The sequence below is a fragment of the Dehalobacter sp. 12DCB1 genome, from assembly GCF_004343605.1.
Lineage (GTDB): Bacteria > Bacillota > Desulfitobacteriia > Desulfitobacteriales > Syntrophobotulaceae > Dehalobacter.
Map to the genome: position 1 here is coordinate 18,641 of NZ_POSF01000014.1, position 12,744 is coordinate 31,384.

Annotated in this window: 13 protein-coding genes; 2 read left to right on the top strand and 11 right to left on the bottom strand. The window is 39.7% G+C overall.

Features of this window, described 5'->3' with window-relative positions; translation table 11 throughout:
* From C1I38_RS06780 to C1I38_RS06820, 9 genes are all read right to left on the bottom strand, one after another.
* Complete coding sequence (locus C1I38_RS06780; RefSeq protein ID WP_020492664.1) at positions 1 to 1,107, bottom strand: sugar-transfer associated ATP-grasp domain-containing protein; 1,107 nt, start codon at positions 1,105 to 1,107, stop codon at positions 1 to 3.
* Positions 1,104 to 2,018, bottom strand: a complete 915-nt coding sequence (locus C1I38_RS06785) for an ATP-grasp fold amidoligase family protein (protein WP_083916803.1) — start codon at positions 2,016 to 2,018, stop codon at positions 1,104 to 1,106. Before C1I38_RS06785 ends, C1I38_RS06780 begins: the two co-directional genes overlap by 4 nt.
* 11 nt (positions 2,019 to 2,029) lie before the next feature.
* On the bottom strand, positions 2,030 to 2,524 hold the full coding sequence (gene pssE, locus C1I38_RS06790; protein WP_020492663.1) for a PssE/Cps14G family polysaccharide biosynthesis glycosyltransferase: 495 nt from the start codon (positions 2,522 to 2,524) through the stop codon (positions 2,030 to 2,032).
* Positions 2,521 to 2,988 (bottom strand): PssD/Cps14F family polysaccharide biosynthesis glycosyltransferase, encoded by a 468-nt coding sequence (gene pssD, locus C1I38_RS06795; protein WP_034382459.1) that lies wholly within the window; start codon positions 2,986 to 2,988, stop codon positions 2,521 to 2,523. The genes pssE and pssD overlap by 4 nt, the downstream gene beginning before the upstream one ends.
* Before the next feature lie 6 nt (positions 2,989 to 2,994).
* A complete protein-coding gene (locus C1I38_RS06800; RefSeq protein ID WP_020492661.1) occupies positions 2,995 to 4,374 on the bottom strand; it encodes a sugar transferase in 1,380 nt (459 codons plus the stop codon).
* Between the two features lie 212 nt (positions 4,375 to 4,586).
* Positions 4,587 to 5,246, bottom strand: coding sequence for a CpsD/CapB family tyrosine-protein kinase (locus tag C1I38_RS06805; RefSeq protein ID WP_020492660.1), 660 nt, complete (start codon positions 5,244 to 5,246; stop codon positions 4,587 to 4,589).
* Positions 5,219 to 5,956: a Wzz/FepE/Etk N-terminal domain-containing protein gene (locus C1I38_RS06810; protein ID WP_020492659.1), complete on the bottom strand. Its 738-nt coding sequence runs from the start codon at positions 5,954 to 5,956 to the stop codon at positions 5,219 to 5,221. Before C1I38_RS06810 ends, C1I38_RS06805 begins: the two co-directional genes overlap by 28 nt.
* 165 nt (positions 5,957 to 6,121) lie before the next feature.
* Positions 6,122 to 6,970, bottom strand: a complete 849-nt coding sequence (locus tag C1I38_RS06815; protein WP_119774502.1) for a CpsB/CapC family capsule biosynthesis tyrosine phosphatase — start codon at positions 6,968 to 6,970, stop codon at positions 6,122 to 6,124.
* A 42-nt stretch (positions 6,971 to 7,012) separates the two neighbouring features.
* Entirely contained in the window at positions 7,013 to 7,960 is a 948-nt protein-coding gene (locus C1I38_RS06820) for an LCP family protein (protein WP_083916802.1), read from the bottom strand.
* A gap of 523 nt (positions 7,961 to 8,483) precedes the next feature.
* On the opposite strand from C1I38_RS06820, the gene C1I38_RS06825 reads away from it, so the two are divergent.
* A complete protein-coding gene (locus C1I38_RS06825; RefSeq protein ID WP_083916801.1) occupies positions 8,484 to 8,789 on the top strand; it encodes a YmaF family protein in 306 nt (101 codons plus the stop codon).
* A gap of 701 nt (positions 8,790 to 9,490) precedes the next feature.
* The gene (locus tag C1I38_RS06830) at positions 9,491 to 9,973 is read left to right on the top strand and encodes a hypothetical protein (protein ID WP_020492655.1); all 483 of its coding nucleotides are present in this window, start codon (positions 9,491 to 9,493) and stop codon (positions 9,971 to 9,973) included.
* A 100-nt stretch (positions 9,974 to 10,073) separates the two neighbouring features.
* Here C1I38_RS06830 and ligD read toward each other — a convergent pair whose 3' ends face one another.
* Positions 10,074 to 12,488 carry a DNA ligase D gene (gene ligD / locus C1I38_RS06835; protein WP_026156554.1) on the bottom strand — a complete coding sequence of 805 codons (2,415 nt, stop codon included), beginning with the start codon at positions 12,486 to 12,488 and terminating at the stop codon, positions 10,074 to 10,076.
* 9 nt (positions 12,489 to 12,497) lie between these two features.
* Positions 12,498 to 12,626 carry a hypothetical protein gene (locus tag C1I38_RS14365; protein WP_020492653.1) on the bottom strand — a complete coding sequence of 43 codons (129 nt, stop codon included), beginning with the start codon at positions 12,624 to 12,626 and terminating at the stop codon, positions 12,498 to 12,500.
* Positions 12,627 to 12,744: the final 118 nt, after the last annotated feature.

Below are 12,744 nucleotides of genomic sequence, written 5' to 3' on the forward strand. Positions count from 1 at the left end.
TCATTTTTTCTTTGAAATTAAGTTGATCATTTTCTCAGTATCATCTCCAAAAAAGCTGCAACCATTGACCATCTGAGGAAACCATATTGATTGAGAACTAAGATTACACTCAATAATTACCACATTATCATCCTTATCTATCATAAAATCCCATGAGATTATACCAATTCCGGGAATACGCCCATGTAACCTTTTAGCAGCATTAATAATTTGCAAAGTTGAAGAGACGCTGTATCCTTCAAAAACAACACCTGAATCCGGATGCTTATAAAATCTATCTTGCATTTCACTGAATCCGACCTTATTTAAAATTCCATGATCTGTAAGACCAATCATAATACCTCCAGCGTGAAGATTATCAATAAACTTCCCTCCTCGTCCAATACGTAAGGCAAGCGGACCATGATGTACAGAATTATCGACAATATATGTAATAATTCGTATTGTATTAATCGATTTGTCATAAAGTCTTGCATAATCAGAATGTGCGACTAACTTTTCTTGGATGATATAATTATTATTTAATTTTATAATGATGTTTTTAACACTCTCCCCTGATAATAAATCTATACCATTTTGGATATTATGCATGGTTATACCGATACCGGAGTTAGTGTTAATGGTTGGCTTAATAACAATATTCCCCACATCTTTTAGGACCTCTAACATCTTTTCTTCAGTTATTATGTTGTGACTTCCATCATAAAGATAACCCCAGGCATTCGAGACAATTGTTTTGGGTACTTTAACCTCATCATCTTCAAATAAGATTCCTAACAAATTTTTATCACATAGCACTCTGCAAACATGTCTTTGGTTCATCACTAATTCTAATTTTGTTGTAAATAATATTTCTGGAAAGTATTTAGCATCAAATTGACCCATATAACTTTGGTATAATCTGTTCCAGGTCCTTGGTATTTTCCTGCCATATGCCTGCTTCCACATTCTATCAATTTCTTGAATCTGATGAGGTTGCAGTTGAATTTCTGAATATAGTTTTTTCTTCTTCCTTATGTTCTTCATCTCATGAATCCAGACGACCAATATCCATAATAGGCGTAAAATTAAATCCATAAATTTTTCAAACCAAATATAGAATTTCATAAATTTACTCCTATAAGTTCACTTTTGTCAGGTAATTTAATCCAACTTCCCATCTTGACATCAAATTCATAAGGCTTAATATTTGCAAATCCTGCACTACAGGTAAAGGTTATTTCACCTAAGTACAATTTATCTCGAATTATGTAAAAGTCTATCCGTGCATGTAAGAAAGGTTTTGCTAATATCTTCGTAATTTCTACCATCTCATCATAATGCTTTGGTTTGGCCTGATAATCTATTTCAGAGGGATATCCATATGAGACTCCGTTCATCTTATTCCAATCAGCATCATACATTGTCATCTTATGGTTCGTAAACCTATCCGTATGTATTGCGGTAAATTCAATACCACCGGCGCCATTGATATTATTAAAATAGTACAATTTATAATCAATAGGTAAAGTATCACCGTCTTCCGACAAGAACCTCTCAATGATAATTCTTGGTCTTACTTTTCTATAGAACCATTCTCCATAGCAAGGAAGATATTTATGTTTTAACCATTTATTTAACTTTTTTGTTGTACGTTCGATATTTAATTTATCTTTATTTCTGCAAATAATATTTAGTCCTGAGCCATGGGTTACTTTTAATACAAATTGCTTTGGAAGTTTATCGAAAGGTATTTTATTTGCATCAAAACCTTCCCATAGTAAATCAACTAGAATCTCTTTGTAACCACAATCTTCAACATACTGGCGAACAGTATATTTGTCTGCACAAATGGGAATTAAATCATTTCTATAATAAAGTTTTATCCAATTTATTTTTTCATTAAAGGTTCTAGGATTAGATAAATTGAGTTTGTAACCTTTTTTCAGAAAAAATAATAATTTTAATTCAGTTGTTGGATTTATTTTAAAAAGAATATTCATTGGTATTAATAAAATGTTTTTTAATGTTTGATTCATTTAATGTATCCTCACTTCAAGTTTTCCTGAATAAATCCGTCAATCAAATCGATAATCGCGTTTGGATTTAAATTTTCCCATTTTACCACATCAGCAGTTCCATCTTTATAAGATTTAATGGCATCATATAATTCATCTATTTCGAAGACAGCTAATATATATTTATTTTCTGCAAAAGCTTCATTGGTTTGTATTTGATGATCATCGATATGCTCCCCATACCTTGCTAATCTTGTCACGCCTATTACTTGTTTGCCTTTATTTAATGCTTGTATAAATGAACCCGTAGCTCCGTGAGAAATTACGATTTGGGCCTCATCAATCTTTGATTCAAACTCATCACGATTTAAGAAATCTTTATAGGCAAAGTGTCTTGGAATATATTTGGACGTGCCTATTTGAGCAAAAATTTCTTCATCTATCAGGCCTTGTTCGATGAGCTCGTCTAACTTTTTAAACAACCTGTCAAAAGGATAGTGCCTTGAACCCACACAAACGAAAATCAATATAGGCACCCCCCGTAAACAGCATTATCATAAAACTGCTTTTGGGACTCCCATTGTACAATGAAAAGATCTGTGTGCTTATGCATCTTAAGACCTGCTTGAGTAGGCATTTTTGCCCGGGCAAATGTCTCAATAAAGACAAATTTTTTTTTACTAACCCGAGATAAAAAATAAAAAGGATAAGCTACGATTGTCCCAGTGGTAATTACAAAGTCGGGTTTTTCTTTTATCCATATGAAAAGAACCATTAAGCTATTGGCGATCATTTTGGGGATCATAAACTTATCCTTTAAATCAGTTTGATACATCAGGTACTTAGCATCACACTCAAAAATCGTCTTCTCAGAAACATAAAAGCCATCGTATTTATCTAGCAGAGGCTGTAATCTCTTCAACTGTTCCCAATGCCCCCCTGAAGACGAGACCAAACATAATTTAGGACGTTTTACTCTTATATCTTTCATGTTCACCTAACACGCACCTTTCCTCATTAAAACCACCGGCACCGTCTTTGCTAAGATCACCATATCCAACCAAAACGTCCACCTGTCGACATACTCAGCATCCATATCCATCCACTGATTAAAGTCGACATGATTTCGCCCACTAATCTGCCAAATACAGGTAATTCCCGGCCTTACCGCTAATCTTTTTCGATGCTTCGGATCATACATATTTACTTCACTCGGAAGTGGCGGCCTTGGTCCAACCAAACTCATATCCTGCTTAAGAACGTTCCATAATTGCGGCAATTCATCTAAACTAGTCTTTCTAAGAAATTTTCCTACTGTTGTTACTCGGGGATCATTTTTAATCTTAAAAACAGGGCCGCTCATTTCGTTCTGGTCAGCAAGCTCTGCTTTTAACGCTTCCGCATTCACGACCATCGATCTGAATTTATACATCTTGAAAATGCGTCCATTAAGACCAACCCGTTCCTGAGAGAAAATGACCGGACCGTTTGAGGAAATTTTAATTGCCAGGGTTATGGCTAACATGAGTGGGCTGATCAATAATAAGATTACCAAGGTTACTCCGAAATCGAAGAATTGTTTACCCATCTCTTGCCAAGGATTTCTTGGATGACTATCGAAGGCAACCATCGAAAGCCCACCAAAATCTAAAGATCTGCTACTGGCAACTTTGGCTACCATATCATCGACCATAATCACGACATTTTTCCCCATCATATCGAGTAATGCAAGATTCTCCTCAATTCCTTCTTCAGTGACTGACGCTGTCACAACCGTCGTATCCACGATATGAAGATTCATAACTGATTCTAACTGAGAGTAAGTTCCTAAATAAGGTATCTCCAGACCATTTCTTTGGGGCGCTAAATAACCAATAATTTTATAGCCCAATTGAGGATTGTTTTTAACTTTTTCTAGATATGTTTTAGCAGCAATACCGCTTCCTAAAATTAAACTGTACTTGGTGTTATATCCCGATCGTCTCCCGTATTGCAAAATCAGCCGAATCAGGATATGAACGCTGAAGGTCAGTCCTAAAGCGATGGCTACAAAATAAAAAATAAAACGGTCACCTATGAATTTCGGATCAAATAAAATTAAAAAAGAGATTGTCAATATAAAGGAGAGAAAATGTGATTTAAATATTTTCAATAGTTCCTGTTCAAAAGACATAAAGCGTCTCGATTCATATACTCTCATTACATTAGAGTTTAAAGTCCAAAAAAGAATATAAGACAGGAAAATCAGAAAATACTTTAGCGGAATATAATCCGAATTGATAGCGAGCTTGATAATGAGGTAAAAACCAATACCTATTAGGAAAAGGTCTATCAACAATGAAATGGGCTCAATGATCCCATTTTTTTCCCTTAACATCTCCTCGCTCCTTCCACACCTCTTATTCCTAAAGATTATTCAAAATTCAAGCTGTTAATTCCAATGAATTTCCAATTTTTTTCGGCATTTATCATCAAGGATGTCCTTTTGTCAGAAAAACAAAAAAAAACTAGACCTAAAGGCTTAGCAACAATGAATCTTTATGCGCTTTTATCCATCGCATCTCATACACGAAGTGTTTTTTAATTCTTTTAGTAATAATAATTTTGCTTCTTGGATTGCACCTTGGCTTTATTCAATATGGTACCAAGGATTTTAGCTCCTACTTTCTCGAGCTGTTCTTTGGCGCGCAGGGCATATTCCCGCTTAACTTCCCGTGCAGCCAAGACAAGGACGACACCATCTACCAACTGGGCTAGAATTGAAGCGTCTGTAACGGGAATGACTGGCGGGGAATCGATAAGCACGAAATCATAGGTTTGGGTTATTTCATTCAAAATGTGTTTCATACGCCGGGAATCTAGAAGCTCGGCAGGATTCGGGGGGATTGGACCGGATGTCAGGATATCTAATCCTTCGTGTGGAGTTTTAACGATAAAATCAGAAACGGGTACATCTTCTGCCAAGGTGATAGTTAGCCCCAACAGATTAGATAGCCCGAAGATCTTGTGCTGTGACGGATTACGCAAGTCAGCATCAATAATGATGACGTTTTTTCCGGCTTGGGACATGCTGACTGCAAGATTTGCTACGATGGATGATTTACCTTCCTCGGATCCAGCGCTAGTAAAGAGGATACGCCTGATTACTTTATCGGCATTGGCAAACTGGATGTTCGTACGTAGGGTGCGATAGGCTTCCGCTGTCAGGGATTTAGGATTGTCTAAGGTTCTGAGATTATATTCTCGCATGGTCTCTCCTTTCTAATTTTGTCATACCGATAATCGAGTATAACTCCCAACACCGACAGCCCCAGGAGTTCTTCTGCTTCCTTACTGCTGCTGATCGTGTTGTTCAGATATTCGAGCAAAAGGGATAGCCCGAGGGCTCCTATAAAACCTGCTATAAAGGCGATGAGAATATTCACGATCTTGTCCGGCTTGACTGGAGCAATGGGGGCCACGGCTTTGTCGACAATGCTGACTGAATCGACTTTTTTGATCTCCATGACTGCCGCTTCGAACTTCCGCGCTACGCTATTGGCGATATCTGCAGCTAATTGAGGGTTTGTATCTGAGACAGTGATCTGAAGGATTTCTGTCTCATTAATTTGACTAACGCTAATATTTGAATTCAATTCGTCTTCGCTTAATCCTAAATTGAGCTCGATGATGACCTGTTCCCTTACAGTTCGGCTCTTGGCGATTTCGCCATAGGTCTTTGCAAGCTGCCTATTAGCCTCTAGGACATTATTTTCCAAAAGCTGTCTGGCAGACTGTTCCTCTAAATCGATAGCTTTCTTGCCCACGATGAGAGTAGTTGAGGATTGATAGACCGGCTTGAGTACATAAAAACTAATCCCGCCGCTGATCAAAGCCGCCGAGAGGGGAATGGCGACGAGGATCAACCAGCGTTTTTTAATGACTTCCCAAATTTTTCTCAGGTCGATTTCCTGTTCCATTCTTTCCTCCTCATAATGTCAAAACAACCAAGAAATACACTTAATAGTTATTTGTTATTTGTTGTCTGTTATTAGTTATGCCTGTCCCGTTCCTTTTATTCTCTGTATTTTTTAATTACTTCACTTTAGGCTCCCTGTATTAAGATGCTGAATCTAGGTTTTTACTTATCGAGAAGATCCCTCATTGCTACCGCTGGCAAAGAAACTGCGTATTTTTTCTCCCGCATTTGCCTTGAATCCCCAGCCTTTTCCTTTATTACGAAAGGGAGTCATTGTTTGTTCCTTATTCAGGATCTCCAATCCTTCACCTCCTAAAATAGCCTGAGGATTCGTCTTAAAGTAACGCTCAAAGTACTGGGGCCCAACTCTCTGGGAAAAGTACAGGAGTGCTTTTTTATACCTGTCCTCATGATGATATGCAAAATGGGCATCTGTCCCGATCAGTTGTACCAAGCCATTTTCCAGTAACCAGTTGGCTAACTTAAGTGGTCCCCGGCCGAAAAGTCCTTCCAAACTTCGCAAATCCACTTGCAGAAGAACCCCATTGTTTTTCCACTTTACCAGAAGTTCTGTTGCTTCGGCTAAATAGCCGTAGCGTTCAGGATGCGCCAATACGGGAACAATTCCTTGCACTTGTAATTCAAAGATCACTTGTTCCGTATAACTGGGCAGTACCTGAATCGGGAGTTCAAAAAGAAGATATTTATGACTATCGGCCATAGTAAGAATTTTATTTTCCTTGAGATATCGAGGTAATTCTGGAAAAATATAATTTTCAGCTCCAGGGAGTACTTCTATAGGGATACCCTCCCGTTCCAATTCAAGGTTCAAACGGACTGTCGCCTCTCGGATAACCTTGGGATCCAGGAATCTACGTCCCTCAAGTACATGTGGAGTTGCAATAACCTTCTGAAAGCCTACCTTGCTCAGTTGACGGGCTAAAATCAACGACTCATCCATTCCCTTTGCTCCGTCATCAATTCCCGGCAGGAGATGACAGTGGACATCAATCAAAAACTTCTCTCCTTTCTAGCTTAAAAACTTTTGCGCTAAAAATCATTGAGCATTAGCAAGCGCTTGCTCTACCACTTTCTGAACACCATTTAGATCAGGTTCATAATAATAAACTACTGCACCGACAAGGGGATCTTGGGCTGAAATTCCCTTGCCGGGAAGTTGATAATATTGTATTTCATTCTCTGTAATCCCCTTGAAGTTTAGTCCCATGGCAGCCATCTCTGCAGCAGACATATTTGTATCGATTAAATCTTGGTAGACTATATGAATAGTCTCCGACAGTTTCGAAATATTTGAGAGGTTAAGCATCGTATTGGCCAAAGTAGAAAGAAGATAAAACTGATTGCACTGCCGATCAAAATCTCCATTAGGTAAACCATATCTTGCCCTGGATAACCGTAGCGCTTGATCTCCTGACAGATGGTTTATTCCGGCAGATAAATGAATCCCGCGAAGATCATCATTTACTGCGTTAGGAAGATTAACCTCAATCCCTCCCACTGCATCAACGGCTTTTTTAAAACCTTGGAAGTCAATTTTTACATAATAATTAATCGGCACACCAAGCAAATTACTTACCGCTTTAACACTTTCCAGTGTTCCTTCACGGACTCCCCCCTGCTCTTCACCTACCGCATTGGCATGATTGATCTTAGTTAATCCCACATTCGGAAGATTTACACGCGTGTCGCGCGGGATTGAAATCATAGCTACGTGATGCGTATCCACATTGGCTGTAACGAACATTAATAAATCCGAACGCGCAACTTCATTCCCTCTATTATCTGTTCCCAAAACAAGTATATTCACTTGGCTGTTCGCTTTTTGAGTCTGGTCTTTTTTGTCATTCGCACTCATTAATGAATTTGCCGGTTCAGAAATAACCCCCGCATGGTGAAGTGTATTCCATTCCCAATAATAAGCTCCTGCTCCTATAATACCGATAATCATCAGAAGTAAGCATGATATTACAATTGCCTTTTTCATCTGGCCCCACTCCTAAGTTCAAACAACTTATTCCATTCTAAGCCAGACTCTCCAAAAATATTCCATTGTAACAAAAAAGAAAAAAGCACTGCCAATGGATTTAGCAGCCTTTTAAGGAATATGGCTTTTTGTCCATCTAATTTTTTGCGTTCTGTCAGACGGACTTTCATACAACTACGTGTTCTTCAAGAAAGGAAGAGACAAAAAAAGGCACAAGAGAGGCCTGACGGCCTCACTAGGGTTCTGTCCCGTCCCCGTCCCCGAGGTGTCGTTTATATTTTCCAAGGAGAGTGTTGAGCGATGTAGGTGTCCAATATAGCGCAAGCCCAAGGATTAACACGGTAATATTAGAATTTTCTAGTTCAATTTAAAATATGCAAAAGCTTGATTATCCATTGATTTAAATAATGGATAATTGAACTTGTATATCAAGTATTTTGAATAATCATTAACAAGAATAAAAGATAAATCATATACCTGTATTGGATATGATTTCCATGGAAAGGAGTTAAATGTAAGAATAATGGAAAAACCTCACGTTCACGACTTTTATAATGAAACCACTTTTGATTTTGGACATTCCCATCGAATGTACGGTATAACAGGATATGATATACCTTACGGCAGTTCTCATGTCCATTCTTATAATGGGGTAACAACCGTTGACCATGTTCATGTCCACTATTTCTCCAGGACTACCGGTCCCGTAATACCATTACCCGGCGGTGGCCATACTCATCAGTACCACGGTACTACTTCATTTGAAGATGGCCATACCCACAATTACAATTCCTTAACGGGAAATGAAAAATACTCCTGGCTCTTCTAAATTAACTTATGCCAGAAAGTTTATACTTTCTGGTTAATTTACACATTTTCCTCCCAAAGTCAAAAAGACCTTTGATGTGAACAAATACCGCAAAGGTCTACTCCTACCGATCCACAAATAGGATTCAGGAAATCACCTGTGATCTTTTTGATGGAATCTGGGGCAAGGAACCTATTCAAAATAAGTACTCTGTTTTTACTATTAATCGATTGGCAATTTAACAGGTTTCATTTTCTTTGCCTATTATTATACTTAATCAATATCTACTATGTTCGGGCTAAGGATAACTGTCCTTAGCCTGTAACAGAAAATAAGATTAGTACCAATAACTACGTCTCCATAACCTTCCAAGTGCGAAACCTGCAAATAACGGAAAGAAAAACATTATTAAACCTCCCTCTTGCCTTATATTTCCATATGCCTATTATATGTGTTATTAAGATAATCCGTTAAAAAAGAGCATGATATCTCACTTTTCATTTAGCATTCATTTGCTCTTTTGGGTTTACTCTTGTGCGTCTTATTCCAGTAAAAAATTTGGCCCCCTATGCCGGGAGACCTTTTTTGATATATTTTGATTTTTACATGACAGAGCTTTTACTAGACTCTGATTCTTTCTCCGGGATATCATTTTTACATAAATATTTATTTATATGTAAAAAATATATTTGTTCAATTATAATTTTGGAGGTCAAATAGTAATGGATGAAAAAAACAAGAATCTCTTAGAATTAGCAAAAAAGGATATGGAGGTAAGCGAAGAAATCGGCGGTTTAAGAAGTCAAATAACTGAAATAGAAAATACTATGAATCAACTAAAGCAGTTTCCTTTTGGTAACATCAGTGGGCAAAGTGCTCCTAATAATCAAATTATTCAGCAAAGCCAGCAGGCTACCAGTCAATTGCAACAACAAATTCAGAACTTCAGAAATCAAACCCAGCAACAGAAACAACAGGCTGATCAACAATTACGTCAAGCTATTCAGAATGCAATGAATGCTTTATCACAGGCTAACCAACAGATTCAAGCTCATCAGGTCCTTGAACAGATGAGCAGCCTTATTGATCAAACACAGACACAGCTGCACCAAATGACTCAACAGAGCCAAAATATGATTTCCGGTCAGCAACAGGGTCAACCGTCTGGACAATCTCAACAAAATATGCTTGGTCAGAGCCATTAATTAACTTATAAAAATATACTTGGTCACAGAAAGGGGTTCGGTATTTACTTTTGCCGGACTCCTTTTTATAGTTCAAATTATATAAGTGTTTTTTTACCTGTTACATTAGCTTCTGATCATTCTGAAAAAAATCTTTCCAAGGGTCATTGCCGTCAATTCTCAAAAGCGCATCCACGATATTGATGCCATCGGGGGCAATTGTGTCAAGTTCGTCCCACGCAATAGGCATAGACACCTTGGCCCCTTTTCTCGCTCTCAAGGAATAGGGGGAAATACTAGTAGCGCCTCTTCCGTTTCGAATCCAGTCGATAAATATTTTATTAGTTCGCTTAGCCTTTCTGACATTGCTGGTATAGCGGTCAGGCCATTTTTGCTCCATCACTTCGGCAACGCGCTTTGCAAAATCACGAAATGCCTCCCAGGAAGCAGAAGGTTTTAACGGGACGACCACATGATAGCCTTTACCTCCGCTGGTTTTGAGATATGCGTTCAACGAAAGCTCGGCAAGAATACTTCTGATGTTCCGTACCCCCTGACGCACCCTGCTTAGATCCATTCCTTCATCCGGATCCAGATCAAATACCATCATATCTGGCTTTTCAAGTTCGTCGACTCGGCTTCCCCAGGTATGAAATTCCAGTGTGCCCATCTGGGCTTGGGATAAAAGCCCGGATACGTTCTCAATATAAAAATAGGCTTCGGTTTTTCCATTACCGGTGGGGACGGGCATTGTAACAACTCCCTTGCTGTCCGAGCCGGGATGTTTCTTGTAGAAGCATGTCTGCGATATTCCCTTGGGACAGCGCACAATACTGAGGATCCTGTGCGCAACATACGGCAGCATGCGCTCTGACACCTTTTCGTAATACCGGATTATATCCGCTTTGGTGATTTCAGGGTCGTCAAACATCAATTTATCCGGGTTTGTAATCTTTATTCCTCCGATGATAATACCGCCACCGTTTGCTTCCATTGACCTCTCCAATTCCTTGATGGGTGATTCCCTCTTTATATCTCTGGGATTCTTATCCGTCCGCAAGCCTTTAAAGCTTGCCTGCCTTAACAGATTATCCTCGGTCCATTCGGCAAATTTGATTTCTGCAACCAGTTCGGGCTCAATCCAGGTTATTTTTTCATTTGCCCTTGGCTTCGGCGCAAGTTTAAAAGGCGATTCCGCCTTATTTAAGCTTAGGAATCTTTCCTCGAGCTCTTTCATATTGCGTTCGCTTAAACCCGTTCCGGCGCGTCCGGCATAGACTAGATCCTCACCTTCATAGACCCCAAGGAGAAGAGAACTTACTCCGCCTGTTTTTTTGTCCGAAAGCGTATATCCTCCAATGACGAATTCTTGCCTTTTATCGCACTTCAGTTTGATCCAGTCACCATTCCTCGTCCCGCTGTAGACAGAATCATATTTTTTGCCGACTATTCCCTCCATACCTGCCTCACAGGCTGCAATAAAACTTTCCTTTCCGTTTCCTTTGACATGCCGGCTATAGTAGAGGCCTTTTGGTGCATCCTTCATCAAAGCTTCAAGCGCTTCTTTTCTATCAATCAAGCGGTTTCCCCGAAGATCAGCACCATCCAGCGCAAGCAGATCAAAGACAATATATGTCAGGTTTTGAGCCTTGGGATTTTTCATATAATTCTGCAGAGCCTGAAAATCGGTCTTGCCCGATGCGTCCGTAATTGTCATTTCGCCATCCAGAATCATCGCCCTTCCGGCAGCCAAATTGATGAGAGAAGTCGCGACATTCTGAAACCGCTTTGTATAATCATGGCCTTTCCTGGTAATCAGACGGACGCTGTTATCTTCCACAAACGCCAGAATCCGATAGCCGTCATATTTCAACTCATAGAGCCAATCCTCGCCACTGGGAACCGTATTTACCAATTTAGCGAGCTGCTCGTCCGCTCTATTGAAGGGGTTCCTGGTGATTTTACCCTCTTCACCAGCCTCAATTTCCGCCATCGTGCGTCCAGTCGTGATGCTGGTGGTAAATCCAGAAATCCCGGTGTCGGTTTTGGCGTATTCATCTTTTTCTTTGAGTAAAAGCCAGTTAACCTTGGCCTCACCGGCCTTCTCTTTCAAACGAACCAAAGCCCATTTTCCCTTCAGCCGTCTTCCGTTTAGTACAAATTTCAACCCGCCTTGTCGAAGCCCTTCATCCACATTTACATGCGGTTCCCATAAACCTTCATCCCAGAGCATGACCACTCCGCCGCCATATTCCCCTTTGGGAATCGTCCCCTCAAAGTTCCTGTATTCAAGAGGGTGATCCTCCACCTGTACAGCAAGCCTCTTATCATGCGTATCGTAGGATGGACCCTTGGGCACCGCCCAGCTCAAAAGAGCACCGTTCCATTCCAGACGCAAATCATAGTGGTCCCTACGGGCCATATGGTGTTGGACGACAAATCTTAGATGCTCTTCTGAATTTTCTGTTTTGCCTTCCGGTTCCAGCGTTCTTGCAAAGTTTCTTTTTTGGTTGTATTCACTGAGTTGACCAGACATACAATTACGCTAATTCCTTTTTTTTTTGGCCTTCTCAACGCTGACCTTAAGGGCCTCCATAAGGTCAATGGCTTTGCCGGTATTGCCGGCCTCCGCAGCGATGACCTCCTTGCCGGAAATTCTTGTTTCGATGAGCATGCGGAGTTCCTTCGGTATTCGTCTTTGTATTTTGCGACGTCAAAGAGTGTGTCCATGGAATTGATCAGCGTTTTGGCCATATTCAGTTCTTGCTCGGATATATCCCTTAGATGAACTT